The following is an 18,317-nucleotide window of genomic DNA, read 5'->3' as shown; positions in this document are numbered from 1 at the left end:
TCGGACCCGGGTCCCTGATTGGGCCGTGCACGAGCAATGTTACTAGCCAGTAGCCCGCTGGCAAATCCCAGCTCGTGAGACCTTACCCACGCATACGGGGCGTTTGCGGGCCTTTCCTCGTCCCGAACCGGACGTGACGCACTTCACTCCGCCTCACCGGTTGACGGCGTGCTGCAGCCGGTCCAAGGCGCTCTCCAGCGTCTGCTGCAGCCCGTACGCCGGAGCGAAGCTCGGCGTCAGCGTCAACGCCCCGACCCCCGCGAGCAGGGCCAGCAGGCCGAGTCCCGCGACCGCGGCGGCGATGGGCCGGGGCCGCCGCGCGAGCGGCAGGAGCAGCCGCTCCAGCCCCCGGCGCGGGCCGTGCACGCCCGGCGCCGTCCACAGCGCCGCCGCCCCCGCCCCGGCGCCGAACGCGCAGGCGGCGAGGGAGTCGATCCGCCCGCCGACCGCCGCGGCCGCGGCGAGCCCGAGCGGGACGGCCACCGTGAACACCGCCGCGTACGGGACGGTCAGCAGCGTCCGCCCGACGGCGGCCGCCCGGCCGCGCGCCCGGCCCTCCGCCGGCGCGCCCGCGAGCCGCAGCAGCGTCACCGCGGCGAGCGACAGGACGAGACCCGCGATCGGCGCCATGATCGCGACGGCGACCGCGATCACCACGACCATGGCCGTGAGCAGCCGCGCCCACCCGAACACCACCGCCAGCTCGGGCGCCCCGGCGGCCCGCGACGGCGCCGCGGCCTCCGCCGCCCGCCTCGCGTGCGGGACGGGACCGGCCGCCCGGTCGGGCGCGGGACGGGCGCCCGGGACGGCGGGAAGGTCGAGCCGCGACGCCGCCTCGGCCAGTTCCCCGGCCGCCGGACGCGACCCCGGATCGGGGTGCGAAGCGGCCTCCACCAGCGAGCGCAGGCCCGCGGGCAGCGCACTGGCGGGAGCATCGTGCCGGCCGGTGGCGGCGTACGCCACCGTCGCGGCCCACGCGCGGACGTCACCGGAGGCGCCGGCGCCGGCGACGAGGGCGAAGTCGACGACGATGGGGGCGTCGTCCACGACGAGCACCGTCCCCGGACCCAGCTCGCCATGTGCGAGCCCCGTCCGGTGGAGGGCGGCGAGCGCCTTGGCCAGCCCGACCGCCAGGCCGCGCAGCGCGTCCCCCGACATGGGGCCGCCCGAGGCGACCGTCTCCGCCAGCGGCCTGCCCGGGACGAACCGGGACACGATGTAGGGGCGCGGACCGGCGGGATCGCCGTCCAGGACGTCCACCACGTAGGGGCTGAGCACCTCGCGCATCCGCCCCACGTCGGGCGCCACGCCGGGCGGCAGCAGCCGGATCGCCACGTCGCGCCCGTCCGGCCCGGCGGCGCGGTGCACGGCCCCCGCGCCGTCCGGCCCCGGCGCGCCGGGCACGGGACCGCCGCCCAGCCGCGCCAGCAGCCGGTACGGGCCGATGTGCTCCTGGTGGCTCGCCTCACCGCTCATATGGGTCGCCACCCTACCGACGAAGCCGCCCGGGGACGGGCCGGTCACATGCCGGGGATGTTGGAGACCAGCTCGCGGACGTCCGCCCGCAGCCCTTCGAGGCTCTGGCTCATCCCGTCCAGCGGAGTGGTGTCGGGCGGCTGGTTCTGCGACAGCACGACCAGCACCGTCGCGAAGACCCCGAGGATCAGCGCGCCGGCGAGGGCGGCCTCGGCGCGCGGCAGGAGCGCGCCCCAGAGCCGGGCGAGCTGGCGGCGCGGCGCGCCGCTGCCCGGCGCGAGGCACAGCAGCCCGATCACCGCCATCGACGAGTACGCGATGGCCTTCGACGCGGTCATGTCCGACTGCGCGAAGATCAGCACGCCGAGCAGGACCAGCCCCGCGAACAGGCTGAGCGACGTCCACAGCACGGTGGACATCAGGGCGCCGGGCAGGTGCAGCGGCGTCCGGAACGCGGCGGCGACGGCGTCGCCGGAACGCGGGCCGCGCCGCGTCTGCCGCCCCTCCATGCCCTTGGCCGCCTTGTCGCCCGCGCGCAGGACGAACACGCCCGCGACGGTGGCGGCGAGGGCGAGCAGCGGCGCGATGTTGGCGAACCCGAGCAGCGCCACCAGGACGATGAAGCTGAGCACCCGGTACCAGCCGTAGGGCTTGCGGCGGTCCTTGTCCGGCTGAGCGCGGTCGGCGCGGGCCTGGTCGGCCACGCGGCGCTGCGCGTCCTGGGTCTGCGCGTCGTAGGGGCCGCGCTGCAGCGCGCCCGGTGGCGGCTGGTTCGGCGGCGGCTGGTTCGGCGGGGGCCCGTAGGGCGGCGGGTAGCCGCCCTGGGCGTACGGGTCGGGCGGGCCGTAGCCGCGCGGCCCGAACTGCTCGCCGGCCTTGAACTGCGCGGGCGGCGGGCCCGGCGGAGGGGGCGGCGGCGCGGCGGGCGGCAGCTGGCCCACGAAGTCCCTGGGCTGGGCCGGGACGGGCGCGGGCGCCGGGACCGGCGACCCGCCGGGCGCGGTGGGCCGCGCCGGGGCGTCCCCGGGCCGGGCGTCCTGCGGCCCGGTCGCCGGCATGGAGAACAGCCGGGAGTGGTCGGGGGCGGGCTCGTCCAGCGACGTGCCGGCCGCGGCCATGCCCGCCGCGGCGGCGTCCGGGGACGGGTAGTGCCGGTCGACGCGGGTCTGGTCGGTGATCGTCGCTTCGAGGTGGATCCGCCGGGTGAGCTGCACCAGGCCGACCGCGGTGGGGCGCTCGGCCGGGTGCCGCGCCATCGCCGACCGCAGCACGGGCAGCAGCGCGTCCGGCACGCCCTCCAGGTCCGGCGCGCCCTGCATGATCTTGTAGAAGATCGACTCGAAGGTGCCGGAGCCGAACGGCGGCCGGCCGGTGGCGGCGTAGGCGACGGTGCCCGCCCAGGCGTGCACGTCCGACGGCGGGCCCGCGTCCTCGCCCTCGATGATCTCCGGGGCGAGGTAGCCGGGCGTGCCGATGACCATCCCGGTCGCGGTGAGCCGGGTCGCGTCGGCGGCCTGCGCGATGCCGAAGTCGATCACGACGGGCTCGCCGTCCACGAGCATCACGTTGCCGGGCTTCATGTCGCGGTGCACGATCCCGGCGCCGTGGATCGCCGACAGCGCGGACGCGAGCCCCACCCCGAGCCGCTGCAGCCCCTGCCCGTAGATCGGCCCGGCGTCCTCGACGACCTCTTCGAGGGTGCGGCCGGGCACGTACTGGGTCACGATGTAGGGCTGGTCGGCCGTCACGTCGGCGTCGAGGATCTCGGCGACGTGCGGGCTGTGCACCCTGCGCATCGAGTCGACCTCGCGGGCCAGCCGGCGGCGCGCCGTGGCGTCGCCCGCGACCGCGGGCCGCAGCACCTTGATGGCCACGTTGCGCCCCTCGGGGTCGGCGCCGAGGTAGACGACGCCCATGCCCCCTTCTCCCAGGGTCTGCTGGACGCTGTAGTGGCCGATTCGGTCCCCGGACGTGACGGCTCCCTTCATCGTTTCCGAAACCCTACCCTCGCCGATCCGGCCCGGAAGATCTAATCGTCATCAGGCCGCCGCCGTCCCGCCGCACGCGCCGGCGAGCGCTCCGGCGAACCAGCGGGCCGCCGGACGCCGCACCGGGTCGCGCAGCAGCGCCGCCCGCAGCAGCCCCGCCACCGGCTCGGGGACGCCGTCCAGGTCGGCCTGGCCGCGCAGGATCCGGAAGCACACCCCGTGCAGCGACCCGCGTCCGAACGGCGGGCGGCCCGTCGCCGCGTACGCGACGGTCGCCGCCCAGGAGAACACGTCCGACGCCGTGGTGGCGCGCTCCCCCTCGATCAGCTCGGGGGCGAGGTAGGCGGGCGTCCCCACGACCATGCCGCGCCGGGTGATCTGGTCGGCGCCGGACTCGTGCGCGATCCCGAAGTCGATCAGCGTCGGCCGGTCGCCCAGCACGATGACGTTGCCCGGCGACACGTCGCGGTGCAGGACGCCCGCGTCGTGGACGTCCCCGAGCGCGAGCGCCAGCCGCCGCGCGAACCGGGCGAGGCGCTCGCCGCGCAGCGGCCCGTACGCCGGGACCAGGTCGTTCAGCGGGCAGCCCGGCACGTACTGCATGACCACGTGCGGCCGCTCGGCCGTGATCGCCCCGTCCAGCAGGCCGGCGACGTAGGCGCTGCGCACCCGCGCCTGCGCCTGCATCTCCCGTGCCAGCCGGTCGATCGCCTCCGGTACCCCCGTCAGCTCCGGGACCAGCTCCTTGACGGCGACCTCGCGGCCATGGGAGTCCATGGCGAGGTACACCACGGCGGTGCTGCCCCGGCCGATCTCGTCCAGCAACCGATACCCGCCCAGTCGCCGATGCGTCCCCATGTCCCCTTTGACGCCGGGAATCGGGTTCGCGTTCCCGCGAACTGGCCGTGACAAGCCCGCGCGGGCGGCGCGGTGACCAGCCGGACTAGCCCTTGCGGGCGGCCTGGCGGGCGCGGCGCTCCTCGCGGCGGGTCTCGAACTTGGTGGCGGCGGCGTCGAGCTGCTCCAGGAACTCGGCGAGCTCCTCGCGGGCCTTCTCGCCGTCGCCGGTCAGGTCGGTGCGGTCGAACACGTTCCACTTGCGCAGCACCGGGACGAGCACGTCGTCGTGGTGCAGCCGCAGGTCGTAGATGCCGGCGTTGGCGATGATGACGGACTTGCGGAGGAAGCCGTGGATGCTGTGCCCCGGCATCTGGAACGACTTCACCACGTCGGTGATCGCCCGCATCGTCTCGTTCGGCGCGAGGTCCAGGGCGGCGCCCAGCATGTTCCGGTAGAAGATCATGTGGAGGTTCTCGTCGGCGGCGATGCGGGTCATCATCTGCTCGCAGACCGGGTCGCCGGACGCCTTGCCCGTGTTGCGGTGGGAGACGCGGGTGGCGAGCTCCTGGAACGACACGTAGGCCGACCCGTGCAGGAACGAGTCGCCGTGGTCGGCCTCGTAGCCCGCCTCCATGTGGTGCATGCGCGCGCGCTCAAGGGCGATGGGGTCGACGGCGCGGGTCACGGTGAGGTAGTCGCGCAGGGCGATGCCGTGCCGGTTCTCCTCCGCCGTCCAGCGGTTGACCCAGGTGCCCCAGGCGCCCTCGCGGCCGTACACGGTGGCGATGGCGCGGTGGTAGCCGGGGAGGTTGTCCTCGGTGAGCAGGTTGACGATGAGCGCCTCGCGCGCCTCGACGCTCAGCTTGGACTGCTCCAGCGACCATGCCTCGCCGTCCAGCGGGCCGTCGTAGTCGCGGCCCTCGCCCCACGGGACGTACTGGTGCGGGAACCATTCCTTGGCCATCGACAGGTGCCGGTTCAGTTCCTTCTCGACCACCGGCTCGAGATCCCGCAGGATGCCGGTCTGGAACGTCTCTTCGGGGGTCACGGACATGCGGTTCCTTCGCTGGACGAGGTGGTCTTGCCGGACATGCCGCCGCGGACGCGGCTCGGTTGGGGCGCCCAGCAGGCCACACACAACCTACTCAAGCGTAGGTTCGATCGTCGCCACTCACCGTGATCCCCGTCAAGTCGGCATCGCGACAATCAAGGCCCGGGAACTTTTGTAGACCTGAGCAAAAACGGCGCGGCGTCCCGTCACCGCGTGTCGGCGGCCTGCTGCCACATGCGGTTCACGGCGGCCCTGAGCAGCGGCCTCGGGACGAGCTTCAGCGCCGGGAGCGCCGCCTTGTACTGCATGCCGGGGACGCACAGCGCGCGTCCGGCGGCCACGGCGTCCAGCCCCGCCCGCGCCACGTCGTCGCGGCGCAGCCACAGCAGGTCGGCCGGGCCGTGCGCGCCGGGCCGCTCGTCCTCCGTCCGGGTGAACCCCGGGCACAGCGCCGTCACGTGGACGCCCTTGCCCGCGACCTCGGAGTGCAGGCTCTCCGAGAACGACGCCACGTACGCCTTGCTCGCCCCGTAGCTCGCGCTGCCGGGGGACGGCGTGAAGCCCGCCATCGACGCGACGTTCAGCACCCCGCCGCGGCCGCGCTCGACCATCCCGGGCAGGGCGGCGTGCGTGAGCCGGACGAGCGCCGTCACGTTGAGCTCGATCTGCGCGAGGTGGTCGTCGAGCGGCAGGTCCGCGAACGCGCCGAAGGCGCCGTACCCGGCGTTGTTCACCAGCAGCTCGACCGGGTCGGCGCTCAGCCGCCCTTCCACCTCGGCGCGCTGCGCGGGGTCGGTGAGGTCGGCGGCCACCACCTCGACGGCGACCCGGTACCGCTCGACCAGCTCGCGGGCCAGCCCGTCCAGCAGGTCGGCCCGGCGCGCCACGATCACCAGATCGGTGCCGCGGCCGGCCAGCAGGCGGGCGAAGCTCTCCCCGATCCCGCTGGACGCGCCCGTCACGAGCGCGGTTCGGTACGCGTGTCGCATGGCGGGAGATGCTAGCGGCCGCCCCTCGCGAACCCCGGCAGCACACCCAAAAACACAAATAACGGTTTAACCGTCATTCACCGGCGCAGCGGCGCCGCGGCGCTCAGCGTCCGGTGAACTCGGCCTTGCCGGGGCCCTCCTCCATGAAGCTCCTCATGCCGTTCGCCTGGTCGTCGGTGGCGAACAGGGCCGCGAACTGCGTCCGCTCGATCTCCAGGCCGGTGTCGAGGTCGACCCCGAGGCCGCTGTCGATCGCCTGCTTGGCGGCGCGCAGCGCGATCGCCGGGCCCCCGGCGAAGGTCGCCGCCCATTCCCTGGCCGCGGTGTAGACGCCGGCGTCCGGGACGACCCGGTCGACCAGGCCCATGGCGAGGGCCTCGTCGGCCTTGACGTGCCGCCCGGAGAAGATCAGGTCCTTGGCGCGGGACGCGCCGATGAGCCGGGCCAGCCGCTGCGTGCCGCCCGCGCCGGGGATGATGCCGAGCTGGATCTCCGGCTGCCCCACCTTCGCGCCCTCGCCCGCGACGCGGAAGTCGGCGGTCAGCGCCACCTCCAGGCCGCCGCCGAGCGCGTAGCCGGTGATCGCGGCGATGACCGGCTTCGGGACGGCGGCGAGCGCCTTGGTGAAGTCCTGGAGGAGCCGCGAATGGCCCGCCGACATCTCGGCGTAGGACATCGGGGCCATCTCCTTGATGTCCGCGCCCGCCGCGAACACCTTCTCCCCGCCGTACAGGACGACCGCGCTCACGGCGTCGTCCTGGGTGACCTGCCTGGCCGCGTCGATGAGCTCCCGCTGCATCTGGGCGTTCAGGGCGTTCATCTTCGGGCGGTCCAGCCTGATCGTCGCGACCCGGTCCTCGACCTCTACCCGTACGAACTCGCCCACGGCGATCCTCCTGCGCAAACTCGGTGGCGGACGCGACGAGCCTAGCCAGGCCGTGTCGGACGATGCCGTCGGAGGCTGCTGGTAGCTTCGGGGACCATGCTCGTCGCCCACGCCACCTGGCATGGCGGTGCGCTGTGCCTCTGGGCCGAGCGCACCGGCCCGTACGAGCCGTCGGCCGCCGTCCACCCGTTCGCGACCTGCGATTTCGGCGGGACGTCGTACGAGCCGCTCGTCCGCACGGCGTTCCGCGTCGAGCTGGCGATGGCGCTCCCCACGTCCGGCGACCACCCGCTGCCCTCGGCCGAGCTGGGCCCCGAGCCGGCGCCGGGCGAGCCCGAGCTGCGCCCGTGGCGCGTCCCCGCCCTCGTCCTGGAGCCGTTCCCCGCGATGGCGCTGCTCCAGGCCGCCGAGCACAGCGCCGACGTCGTCCCGGGCACCGACCTGCGCTACCTGTGCGTGATCGCGGACGAGGCGGTGCACCTCACCTCGCGCGGCCACGTCCTGCCGGCCCTCCTGCGCGAGGAGGGCGAGCTCGTGGCGCGCTGGCGCCCGGTGATCGACGACCCGGCCCGCTTTCGGGACCTCGCCCGCGCGATGCCCGCCGCCTGCCGCGCCGCGGACGGCGGGCGCCCCGCCGCCGAGGTCCTGCGGGAGGCGCTGTCCGGGCTGGTCGACACCGCCGTCCGGGGCGTGGTGCCGCACCCGCTGCTGGTGTCGCGGCGCAAGGAGCCCGACCGGCTGCCGCTCGCCGAACGCTGGGTGGCGGCGCTGACCGGCCCGTCCGCCGCCGTGGCCCGCGAACCCCGGGACGACCCCGGCGACCTGATCGCCGAGCTGGACGCGTGGGCCGCCGCCGCGCGCCGGCCGTCCGGCCCGCTGCGCGTCTGCTTCCGCCTCGCCGAGCCGGGCGCGGCGGAGTTCGGCGACATCGCGGAGTTCGGCGAGGTCGCGGAGTTCGGCCGGACGGAGGAACCGGCGGACGAGTCCTGGCGGGTCGAGTTCGCCCTCCAGGGCACCGACGACCCGAGCCTCTACGTCCCGGCCGCCATGGTCTGGGAGGGCGAGGCCACCTCGATCCCCGACGCGGAGGAGACGCTCCTCGCCGGCCTCGGCCGCGCCCTGCGCCTCTTCCCCGACATGGCCCCCGCCCTCGACGGCCCGTCCCCGCACGAACTGCTCCTCGACACCGCGGGCGCGTTCCGCTTCCTGCGCCAGGCGGCGCCGATGCTCGCCGCCGCCGGGTTCGGCGTCCTGCTCCCGCAGTGGGCGGGCAAGGCGAAGCTCGGCATGAAGCTGACCACCCGCGACGAGGACCCGGAGGCGTCTTCGGGAGCGGCGGCGTCCTCGGGCTTCGACCTGAAGGCCATGGTCGACTTCCGCTGGGACCTGGCCATCGGCGACGAGAGCATCGACGAGGCCGAGCTGGAGGAGCTGGCCCGCCTCAAGACTCCGCTCGTCCGCCTGCGCGGCCAGTGGGTCGAGCTCGACGAGCGGCAGCTCGAAGCGGCCCTCGACTTCCTCCGCAACCCGCGCCGCGGCCGGATGACGGCCGCCGAGGCGGTCCGCGCGATCGTCCACGCCGGCGACGACGCCCTCCCCCTCACCGGGGTCGACGCGGGCGGCCCCCTCGGCGACCTGCTCTCCGGCGAGGCCGACCGCCGCCTCACCCCCATGCGCACCCCCGACGAGCTGGACGCCGAACTGCGCCCCTACCAGGAGCGCGGCCTCGCCTGGCTGGCCTTCATGAACGATCTGGGGCTGGGCGCCCTGCTCGCCGACGACATGGGGCTCGGCAAGACGATCTCCGTCCTGTCGCTCCTCGTCCATGAGCGGGAGAGCGGCGCCCGCCCCGACCCGACGCTCGCGATCCTGCCGATGTCGCTGGTGGGGAACTGGCAGCGGGAGGCGGCGCGGTTCACCCCCAAGCTGCGCGTCTACGTCCACCACGGGACGGGGCGGCATCGCGGCGCCGAGCTGGGCGAGGCCGTGGCGGGCGCCGACCTGGTGCTGACCACGTACGGGACGGCCGCGCGGGACGCGGAGACGCTCGCCCCCATCGCGTGGGAGCGGGTCGTCTGCGACGAGGCGCAGGCGCTCAAGAACAGCGGGACGCGGCAGGCCAGGGCGGTGCGGAGCATCCCGTCCCGCACCCGGATCGCGCTCACCGGCACCCCGGTCGAGAACCACCTCACCGAGCTGTGGTCGATCATGGAGTTCGCGAACCCCGGCCTGCTCGGGCCGCGCACCGCGTTCCGGCGGCGGTTCGCCATCCCGATCGAGAAGGAGGGCGACGAGCAGGCGGCGCTGGCGCTGAAGCGGGCGACGCAGCCGTTCGTCCTGCGCCGCCTCAAGACCGACAAGTCGATCATCTCCGACCTGCCGGAGAAGCAGGAGATCAAGGTCTACTGCAACCTCACGACCGAGCAGGCGTCGCTCTACCAGGCGACCGTGGACGACATGCTCCAGCAGATCGCCGAGGCGGACGAGAAGCAGCGGCGCGGCCTCGTCCTGGCGACGATGGCCAAGCTCAAGCAGGTCTGCAACCACCCGGCGCAGCTGCTCAAGGACGGCTCGCGCCTCCCCGGCCGCTCCGGCAAGCTCGAACGCCTGGAGGAGATCTGCGCCGAGGTCCTCGAACAGGGCGAGAAGGCGCTCGTCTTCACCCAGTACGCCGAGTTCGGCTCGATGCTCCAGCCGTACCTCGCCGCCCGTCTCGAACGTCCCGTCCTGTGGCTGCACGGCGGAACGTCCAAGCAGGCGCGCGACGACCTCGTCCAGCACTTCCAGGAGGACGGGGAGCCGTCGGTCTTCCTGCTCTCCCTCAAGGCGGCCGGGACGGGCCTCACCCTGACCGCCGCCAACCACGTCGTGCACGTCGACCGCTGGTGGAACCCCGCCGTCGAGGACCAGGCCACCGACCGCGCGTTCCGCATCGGGCAGACCCGCGACGTCCAGGTCCGCAAGTTCATCTGCGTCGGGACGATGGAGGAGCGTGTCGACGAGATGATCGAGCGCAAGAAGGCCCTCGCCGAGTCGATCGTCGGCACCGGCGAGGACTGGCTGACCGAACTGTCCGTCGCCGAGCTGCGCGACGTCCTGCGGCTGTCCCCCGAGGCGGTGAGCGACTGATGGGCGACGGGATCAAGGCCCGCAACAAGCGCGGATCGATCGGCGCCGAGTGGTGGTCCCGCCGGTTCATCGACCTCGTGGAGTCGTTCGCCGACAAGGGCCGCCTCCAGCGCGGCCGGACCTACGCGCGCAAGGGCAACGTCTTCGACCTGCGCGTGGACCCGTACGAGGTGACCGCCAAGGTGCACGGCTCGGCGCCCGACCCGTACGAGGTGGCGCTCGGCATCGACGTGATCGACGAGGCCGACTGGCGGGCCGTCGAGAAGGAGCTGGCGTCCCGCGCGGTGTTCCGGGCCCGCCTCCTCGCCGGTGAGATGCCGCCAGAGATCGAGTGGGTGTTCGCCGAACTGGGCCTCGCCCTCTTCCCCGGCTCGGCGTCCGACCTGCACCTGATGTGCGACTGCCCCGACTGGGGCGACCCGTGCAAGCACGCCGCCGCCGTCCTCTACATCCTGGCCGAGGCGTTCGACGACGACCCGTTCCTCATCCTCCAGTGGAACGGGCGCGGCAAGGACCGGTTGCTCGCCGGCCTGCGGCGCGCGGGCGCGGCCGGGCCCGACCCCCTCGACATCGAGGACGAGCCGCTGGCCGCCGCCGGTTTCTGGACGCCCCCGTCCGGCCTGGCCCGCCTCCGCGACCGCCGGCCGACGCCGCCCGTGCCGCCCGGTTTCGTCCTCCAGGTGGCCGCTCCCCCGCCCGTCCGGATCCGCCGCCGCCCCCTCCCGGACGTCCTGGCCCCCGCCTACCAGGCCCTGGCCGCGCAGGACGCCGACGACCGGCCCGTGTGACGACTCGGCGTCGCCGCACGGGCCTGGGTCGCCCGGTCTCGGTCAGGGGCGCTCGTTCGCGGCCAGCGCCGGGCCGTGGTCACCGCGGCGGCTCGGTCCGGGCAGTCCGGTGCGGACGAACGGCGCCGGGCGTTCGCCGGTGAGGGCCGTGCCGCGGGCTCCGGCGACCTCGTCGCGCAGCCGGGGCAGTTCGGCGTAGAGGGCGTCGCCGGGGCACTGGGTGGCGTTGTAGTCGCGGTGGCCCACGATCGCGGCGCCGGGGTCGAGGCCGTAGACGTCGCACAGCCAGGCCAGCGTCTGGACGAGGGCGTTCCACAGCGCCGCCGTGGGGAGCGCGGTGATGTAGGTGCCCTCGTTCTCGATGCCGAGGGTGTGGCCGTTGTTTCCGGCGGTCTGCGCGCCCATCACGTTGGCGCCCTGGCCGATGGCTTCGAGGGAGCGGTTGCGGCCTTCCATGACGTGTCCGCCGCGGCTGATGGTGAGCTGCTGGCCGGTGTCGGCCCACCCGTTGGCGTCCATGTGGAGGTCCTGGCAGTCGCGGGACAGCTGGAACGCGTGGGCGAGCGAGTAGTCGGTGGAGTTCGGGAAGGCCATGTGGTGGACGACGAGGTGGTCGGGAGCGGCGATGATCTGCGCCGGGGACGCCGGCGGCCGGGCGTTCCACTGCGCCCGGGTGTAGACGGACGGTGCGGCGTGGGCGGGACGTGCCGCGCCGAGGTCGGCGGCGCCGAGCAGAACGGCGCCGCTCGCGACGGCGCCGGCCCTGGCGAGGAAGTCGCGCCGGGCCAAGGAGGTGTCGGACATGGCGGGGGCTCCTTGTGGTCGGACTCGATCTGCCGACCATCCCTAACCCCCGGACTTACCGGACGAATAGGTGAAAAGTGAGCAACCTCGGAGCCGCGCCATTGGCACATCGCCGGATCCGCGCTGTTCACGCGGCCGGCACGGCCGAAGGCCGGCCGTCAGCCGGCGCCGTCGAGGACCTCGTGGAGCCTGCGGGCGAAGGCTTCGGGCTGTCCGCCATGGCCGGACCCGCCGTCGCCGAAGCCGCCGTGGTGGCTGGGGAACACCGTCGCCCGCTGCCCGAGCAGCTCGGCCGTCGCCACCGAGGCGCGTCCGGTCATGGCGCCCGCGGACTCCTCGCCCACGGCGATCACGACGCGCGTGGCCGCCGCGGTGAGCGCGGCGGCGTCGGGCCGGTGGTCGCTGACCGCCCACGAGCGGTCGGACAGCAGCGGGTCGCCGCGGGAGCCGTCGTCGTCGGCGGGCATCCCGAACATGGCGGGGTCCGGCGCGGGCTGGGCGAAGAACGCGTCGGTGAACTCGCCCCGCCATGACGTCATCGCGATGAACGCCGCCATGCCGGCTCCCCAGCCGTTCTTCTCGTAGGCGTCCCGGACGCCGGCGCGGGCGCGCCGGGCGGCCCCGGCGTCGGGCAGCACCGGGATGAGCGGCGGCTCGTGCGCGACCAGGATGGTGACGTCCCCGGGGTGCGCGGCCACGAGGGCGAGCGCGGTCACCGCGCCGCCGCTGCTCGCGAACATCTCGACCGGGCCCGCGCCGAGCGCCTCGATGACGGCGTGCACGTCGGCGGCCTGGACCTCGGGCACATGGTCGTCCCGTCCGTCCGTGCGGGTGCTGCGGCCGAGGCCGCGCGGGTCGTAGGTGATCACGGTGCGCTCGGCGAAGTACGACGCCGGCGTGCGGAAGCCGCCCGCGTCCATGGGATGCCCGATCATGAACAGCGCCGGACGCCCGCCGGCGGCCGGCAGCGGCCCGGACACGTCATAGGCGAGCACGGCCCCGTCCGTTTCGAGCATGTGCGAAGTCATCATGCCCATGCCGACTCCACCCCCACCGAAAACTCATCGCCCGCCCCCGCTTCAGCGCGGGACACGGAACCGGGCAGTGGCACCAGCCGGGCACCCGCCTACTTCCGCAGCTCGTCTCGCGCGGCACAGCTAGAGGGGGAGGTGGGCTTGGACGGTGAAGCCGCCGTCCGCGCCGGGGGCGGCTTCGAGGGTGCCGCCTAGGGATTCTGCTCGGTCGCGCATGCCGCGGATGCCGCTGCCGTCCGCCGAGGTCGCCGCCGTGGGGGTTCCGTCGTCTTCCACGCTGACCGCCACGCCGTCGTCGGTGTAGGCGATGCGGACCACGGCGGTGGACGCGGTGCTGTGGCGCGCCACGTTCGTCAGGGCCTCCTGGACGATGCGGTACGCGGCCAGGTCGGCCTCGGCGGGCAGCGCGCGCGGCTCGCCCTCGACGCTGGTGCGGATCGTGAGGCCGGCGGCGGCGATGCCGTTCGTCAGCTCGTCCAGGCGGGCCAGGCCGGGGGCGGGGGTGACCGGGGCGGCCTCGTCGACCTGGCGGAGGACGCCGAGGGTGGCGCGCATCTCGCGGAGCGTGTCCTTGCTGGCCTGCTTGATCGCGGTGAGTGCGTCCTCGGCGCGTTCGGGCTCGCGGCGCAGCCCGTGCAGCGCGGCGGTGGCCTGCACGTTGATCAGCGAGATGTTGTGGCCGAGGACGTCGTGCAGTTCGCGGGCGATGCGCAGCCGCTCCTCGACGGCGCGGCGGCGGGCCTCGGCCTCGCGGCCGCGTTCGGCGACCCGGGCGCGCTCCTCGGCCTCGCGCAGGTAGGCGCGGCGGTTGCGGACGACGCCGCCGATGGCGATGACGGCGACGAACCAGCCGGCGAGCAGGAAGGACGCCGCGTCCGCGAGGTGGTTGATGTCGTCGCGCCGGTCGGCGACCAGGGACGCGGCGATCGAGACCCCGGCGAGCACGCCGGCCGACGCCAGGTGCCCTTCGGCGGCGGCCGTGTACAACGCGATCACGAAGGTGATCACGAGGGGGCCGTCCGGCTCCGTCAGCGGGTAGAAGAGGCCGCACGCCGCGAACGTGACGACGGCGACCGCGACGGGGCGCCTCCGGCGGAAGTACAGCGCGCCGCACGCGACCGCCATCAGCGTCCAGCCGTAGACGGGCATCCGCGAGGGCGCGCCCATGTGCGTCGACACGATCGCCAGCACGCCGAGGACGGCGAACGAACCGGCGGCCAGGACCGCGTCCGCCGTGCGCCCGGCCGGCAGCCACGGGACGGGACGCTCGCGGGGGTTCGCTAGTCGCACACGTCCATCCTGCCAGGACCCGCCGGTTTGCACATCTGCGATGGAATGTAGTACTTCTACTATCAACAGTTAGAGAGCTATGACGATCCGTTCAAGAACCCGTACAGGGTCGTAGAGAGGGGGTGCGCGTGAGCGAACCGACGGACGCATGGCGGGAGCCGGGAGCGACCGGCCGCCCGGGGCGCGTTCCGAACGGCGGTGGGACGTCCCGTGATCCGCAAGGCTGACGCGGTGTCCGCCGACAAGGAGACCGTCTACAACAGGATCCCGGTGCTGCGGGCCGAGCGCGGCGTCTCGCGCCGCGACCTGGCCGTCGCGCTGGGCGTCCACTACCAGACGGTCGGCTACCTGGAACGGGGCGAGTACAGCCCCAGCCTGCACCTCGCCCTGCGCATCGCCGAGTACTTCGAAGTGCCGGTCGAGGTCGTCTTCTCCCTGAAACCGTTCCCGAGAATCGGAGACACGTCATGACCAAGCGCGCCGACCGCCTCGCGGCCCTCGACGAGGAGCTGGAGCGCCGGATGCCCGCCCGCTACGCCCGGCAGCGCCCCCGCCGGATGCTGGCGGGCGCCGGCGCGGTCACGCTGGGCCTGCTCTGGGTGGACGCCGCCGTGTCGTGGGCGCTGGCCCCCAGCGACACCGCGATGATCGTCAACTTCGTGATCTGCGGCGTGCTGGTGGTGGTCGGGATCCCGCTTGCCGGCCAGCTGATCGCGGTCACCCGGGGCCTCACCTCCAAGCGGGAGCGCGAGCTGGACGAGCGGCAGCTCACCGCGCGGCTCCGCGCGTTCGCGACCGCGCACCGGGCCACGACCTACGTGCTCATCGCGGTGCTGGCGGCGACCATGATCGCCGACCGCGACGGGCGCGAGTCGCAGATCCCCGGCGCCGCGCTCTTCCTGATCCTGTTCGCCCTGCTGGCGACGCACGTCCTGCTGCCCCTGGTCGTCGCGGCCTGGCAGACGGCCGACCCGCCCGCCGAAGAGGAGGCCGACGAGGAGGCGGACGAGGAGAGCGCCGCCTAGCGCAGGTCGCCGTTCGTCATGCCCTGCGGCGCGGGCGGCAGCGCGACGAGGCCCATCTCGGCCCGCCCCGACAGCAGCGGATGGCTCGGCACGACCCGGACGCTGTAGCCGTACGCGCCGCTGCGCCCGAGCGGGACCTCGCCGGCGTAGCGGCGCCGCCCGTTCTCCGCCGGCTCGGCCTCCGCCAGCTCCAGGTAGGACGGGTCGACGAGCGCGTCGGTGTCGTCCACCCGGCCGTAGGCGACCTCCACGGCGACGTCGTCCGGGTCGAGGCCGCCGAGGTTCACGACGACCCGCACCGTGAGCCGCGCGCCGACCTGCGGGCTCTCCTCGCCGCTGGACTCGACGTGCTCGACGGCGACGCCGGGCCACGCCTTGCGGACGCGCTGCTTCCACGCCGACAGCGTCCGGGCGCCCGCGAACTCGTCGGCGACCATGGCCCGCTCCGACGCGGCGGCCGGGGTGTAGAGGTCCTCGACGTAGTCGCGCAGCATCCGGGTCGCGAGGACCTTCGGGCCGAGGGTGGCGATGGTGTGCTTGACCATCTCCAGCCAGCGGCGGGGCAGGCCCGCCGAGTCGCGGTCGTAGAACGTGACGGACACGTGGTCCTCGATGAGCTCGTACAGCGCGGCGGCCTCCAGCTCGTCCCGCCGGTCGGGGCTGGCGAGGCCGTCGGCGGACGGGATCGCCCAGCCGTTCTGCCCGTCGTACCACTCGTCCCACCAGCCGTCCAGGATGGACAGGTTCAGGCCGCCGTTCAGCGCCGCCTTCATCCCGGACGTGCCGCTCGCCTCCAGCGGGCGCAGCGGGTTGTTCATCCACACGTCGCAGCCCTGCACCATCAGCTGCCCGAGCGCGATGTCGTAGTCGGGCAGGAACACGATGCGGTGCCGGACGTCCTCGGAGTCGGCGAACCGCACGATCTGCTGGATGAGCCGCTTGCCGCCCTCGTCCGCCGGGTGCGCCTTCCCGGCGATGACGATCTGCACGGGGCGGTCCGGGTCGAGCAGGATGGAGCGGAGCCGGCCGGGGTCGGTCATCATCAGCGTGAGCCGCTTGTAGGACGGGACGCGCCGCGCGAACCCGATCGTGAGGACGTCGGGGTCGAGCGCGTCGTCGATCCAGGAGACCTCGGCCTCGCTGGCGCCGCGCTGCCGCCACGACTCGCGGAGCCGGCGCCGCGCGTCCTGCACGAGCCGGCGCCGCAGCAGGCCCCGCATCCGCCAGATCTCCGCCTCGGACACGGCGCGGACGCCCTCCCAGCCGCGCCCGGTCTCCATCACCGACGGCAGTTCGCGGGCGGTGAACTCCAGCACCTCGCGCGCCACCCAGGTGCCCGCGTGCACCCCGTTGGTGATCGATCCGACGGGGACCTCGGCGGTGTCGAACCCGCCCCACAGGCCGCCGAACATCTCCCGGCTGACCTCGCCGTGCAGCTCGCTGACGCCGTTGACGCGCTGCGCGAGCCGCATCCCCATCACGGCCATGTTGAACACGGTGCGGTCGCCGCCCGGGTAGTCCTCGCTGCCGAGCGAGAGGATCCGGTCGACGGGGGCCTGCTCCTCCTCGTTCGCGCCGCCGAAGTACCGGCCGATCAGGTCGCGGGGGAACCGGTCGATGCCGGCCGGGACGGGCGTGTGCGTGGTGAACACCGTGCCCGCCCGCGTCGCCTCCAGGGCCTCGTCGAACGTCAGCCCGTCCTCCGACACCAGCTCGCGGATGCGCTCCAGGCCGAGGAACCCGGCGTGGCCCTCGTTGGTGTGGAACACCTCGGGCGCGGGATGCCCGGTGATGCGGCAGTACGCGCGGATCGCCCGGACGCCGCCGATGCCGAGCAGCATCTCCTGGAGGAGCCGGTGGTCGCCGCCGCCCCCGTACAGCCGGTCGGTGACGTCGCGGGCGGCCTGGTCGTTGTCCTCGACGTCGGAGTCGAGGAGCAGCTGGGGGACGCGCCCGACGCGCGCGATCCACACCTGCGCGTGCAGCTCGCCGCCCTTGGGGAGGCCGATCGCGACGCGGACCGGCGTCCCGTCCCGCTCGCGGAGCAGGGTGAGCGGGAGCCCGTTCGGGTCGATCGGCGGGTAGCGCTCCAGCTGCCAGCCGTCCGGCGACAGCGACTGCGAGAAGTAGCCGTGCCGGTACAGCAGCCCGACGCCGAGGATGGGGACGCCGAGGTCGCTCGCCGTCTTCAGGTGGTCGCCGGCCAGGATGCCGAGGCCGCCGGAGTACTGCGGCAGCGCGGCGGTGATCCCGTACTCGGGCGAGAAGTAGGCGATGGACGACGGCGCGCCGGGCCGCGACTGGTACCAGCGCGGCGCGGTCAGGTATTCGCGCAGGTCCTCGGCGGTGTCCTGGAGGCGGCGCAGGAAGCGGCGGTCGTCGGCGAGCTGCGCGAGCCGCTCCGGCGCGACCTCGCCGAGCAGCCGGACGGGGTCGTGGTGGACGGCCTTCCAGAGCGCGGGATCAACGGCGCGGAACAGGTCCAGCGTCTCGTGGTGCCAGGACCAGCGCAGGTTGAGGACCAGCTCCTCGAGCTGCCGGAGCGGCTCGGGAAGCACCGTGCGGACCGTGAATCGTCGGATTGCCTTCACACGACGCCACGCTATGCGCTCGTGTCGCGTGAGCGCGACGGCGGGGAGCGGACCGTCACCTCGCCGCTCGGTCGTGCCGGCGCGTCCCGCGACCGCGAGAACCCCGTCCTGCGCAGGGACTTCAGCCGTTCCGGAGCTTACTTTCCGCGATTGGAGGGGTACGTAAAGTTATCCCCAACCGCAGTGCGGGAGGCGCCGCATCGCGGGCATGGGACGTTTCGGAAGTCTCGCTCGGGTAGGGGGGACACATGCACGTCGAGTCCGGAACGTCCCGTATGACCGATTTTCCGGGGCTAGGTCGCATTCCGATTCTGGACGTGGCGCCGGTGGTGGGGTGCGGCCGGTGGCCGGCGAAGGCCGTGGTGGGGGAGACGGTCGAGGTGTCGGCGACGGTGTTCCGGGAGGGGCACGAGATGCTGGGCGCGG

At 74.0% G+C, this 18,317-nt stretch carries 15 protein-coding genes; 5 read left to right on the top strand and 10 right to left on the bottom strand.

The annotated features are described in order from the left end of the window. Positions 1 to 153: 153 nt before the first annotated feature. From ACA511_RS32115 to ACA511_RS32090, 6 genes are all read right to left on the bottom strand, one after another. Complete coding sequence (locus tag ACA511_RS32115; protein WP_375028438.1) at positions 154 to 1,476, bottom strand: hypothetical protein; 1,323 nt, start codon at positions 1,474 to 1,476, stop codon at positions 154 to 156. Positions 1,477 to 1,520: 44 nt separating this feature from the next. Beyond that, positions 1,521 to 3,464: a serine/threonine-protein kinase gene (locus ACA511_RS32110; RefSeq protein WP_375028437.1), complete on the bottom strand. Its 1,944-nt coding sequence runs from the start codon at positions 3,462 to 3,464 to the stop codon at positions 1,521 to 1,523. A 51-nt stretch (positions 3,465 to 3,515) separates the two neighbouring features. Further along, the gene (locus ACA511_RS32105) at positions 3,516 to 4,322 is read right to left on the bottom strand and encodes a serine/threonine-protein kinase (protein ID WP_375028436.1); all 807 of its coding nucleotides are present in this window, start codon (positions 4,320 to 4,322) and stop codon (positions 3,516 to 3,518) included. Between the two features lie 85 nt (positions 4,323 to 4,407). Then, positions 4,408 to 5,358, bottom strand: a complete 951-nt coding sequence (locus tag ACA511_RS32100; RefSeq protein WP_375028435.1) for an acyl-ACP desaturase — start codon at positions 5,356 to 5,358, stop codon at positions 4,408 to 4,410. A 203-nt stretch (positions 5,359 to 5,561) separates the two neighbouring features. Then, positions 5,562 to 6,344 (bottom strand): SDR family NAD(P)-dependent oxidoreductase, encoded by a 783-nt coding sequence (locus ACA511_RS32095; protein WP_375028434.1) that lies wholly within the window; start codon positions 6,342 to 6,344, stop codon positions 5,562 to 5,564. A gap of 103 nt (positions 6,345 to 6,447) precedes the next feature. After that, positions 6,448 to 7,230, bottom strand: a complete 783-nt coding sequence (locus tag ACA511_RS32090; protein ID WP_375028433.1) for an enoyl-CoA hydratase/isomerase family protein — start codon at positions 7,228 to 7,230, stop codon at positions 6,448 to 6,450. A gap of 96 nt (positions 7,231 to 7,326) precedes the next feature. On the opposite strand from ACA511_RS32090, the gene ACA511_RS32085 reads away from it, so the two are divergent. After that, positions 7,327 to 10,359 carry a DEAD/DEAH box helicase gene (locus ACA511_RS32085; protein ID WP_375028432.1) on the top strand — a complete coding sequence of 1,011 codons (3,033 nt, stop codon included), beginning with the start codon at positions 7,327 to 7,329 and terminating at the stop codon, positions 10,357 to 10,359. Continuing rightward, positions 10,359 to 11,147 (top strand): SWIM zinc finger family protein, encoded by a 789-nt coding sequence (locus tag ACA511_RS32080; RefSeq protein ID WP_375028430.1) that lies wholly within the window; start codon positions 10,359 to 10,361, stop codon positions 11,145 to 11,147. Before ACA511_RS32085 ends, ACA511_RS32080 begins: the two co-directional genes overlap by 1 nt. Before the next feature lie 42 nt (positions 11,148 to 11,189). Here the strand turns inward: ACA511_RS32080 and ACA511_RS32075 are convergent, their stop codons facing one another. From ACA511_RS32075 to ACA511_RS32065, 3 genes are all read right to left on the bottom strand, one after another. Next, positions 11,190 to 11,951: a peptidoglycan recognition family protein gene (locus ACA511_RS32075; RefSeq protein WP_375028429.1), complete on the bottom strand. Its 762-nt coding sequence runs from the start codon at positions 11,949 to 11,951 to the stop codon at positions 11,190 to 11,192. Between the two features lie 158 nt (positions 11,952 to 12,109). Beyond that, complete coding sequence (locus ACA511_RS32070; protein WP_375028428.1) at positions 12,110 to 12,988, bottom strand: alpha/beta fold hydrolase; 879 nt, start codon at positions 12,986 to 12,988, stop codon at positions 12,110 to 12,112. Between the two features lie 120 nt (positions 12,989 to 13,108). Further along, positions 13,109 to 14,275: a sensor histidine kinase gene (locus ACA511_RS32065; RefSeq protein WP_375028427.1), complete on the bottom strand. Its 1,167-nt coding sequence runs from the start codon at positions 14,273 to 14,275 to the stop codon at positions 13,109 to 13,111. Between the two features lie 210 nt (positions 14,276 to 14,485). On the opposite strand from ACA511_RS32065, the gene ACA511_RS32060 reads away from it, so the two are divergent. Beyond that, on the top strand, positions 14,486 to 14,746 hold the full coding sequence (locus ACA511_RS32060; RefSeq protein ID WP_375028426.1) for a helix-turn-helix transcriptional regulator: 261 nt from the start codon (positions 14,486 to 14,488) through the stop codon (positions 14,744 to 14,746). Beyond that, a complete protein-coding gene (locus tag ACA511_RS32055; protein WP_375028425.1) occupies positions 14,743 to 15,300 on the top strand; it encodes a hypothetical protein in 558 nt (185 codons plus the stop codon). The genes ACA511_RS32060 and ACA511_RS32055 overlap by 4 nt, the downstream gene beginning before the upstream one ends. Here the strand turns inward: ACA511_RS32055 and glgP are convergent. Then, positions 15,297 to 17,891, bottom strand: coding sequence for an alpha-glucan family phosphorylase (gene glgP / locus ACA511_RS32050; protein WP_375028424.1), 2,595 nt, complete (start codon positions 17,889 to 17,891; stop codon positions 15,297 to 15,299). The genes ACA511_RS32055 and glgP overlap by 4 nt on opposite strands. 248 nt (positions 17,892 to 18,139) lie before the next feature. Between glgP and ACA511_RS32045 the strand changes: the two genes are divergently transcribed. Next, a partial coding sequence (locus ACA511_RS32045) for a maltotransferase domain-containing protein (RefSeq protein WP_375028728.1) occupies positions 18,140 to 18,317 on the top strand: 178 nt, incomplete at its 3' end.

It is taken from the genome of Actinomadura sp. GTD37, assembly GCF_041951365.1.
In the GTDB taxonomy this organism is placed as follows: domain Bacteria; phylum Actinomycetota; class Actinomycetes; order Streptosporangiales; family Streptosporangiaceae; genus Spirillospora.
The sequence above is the reverse complement of the archived record's forward strand: the minus strand, read 5'-3'. Positions and strand labels throughout refer to the sequence as shown.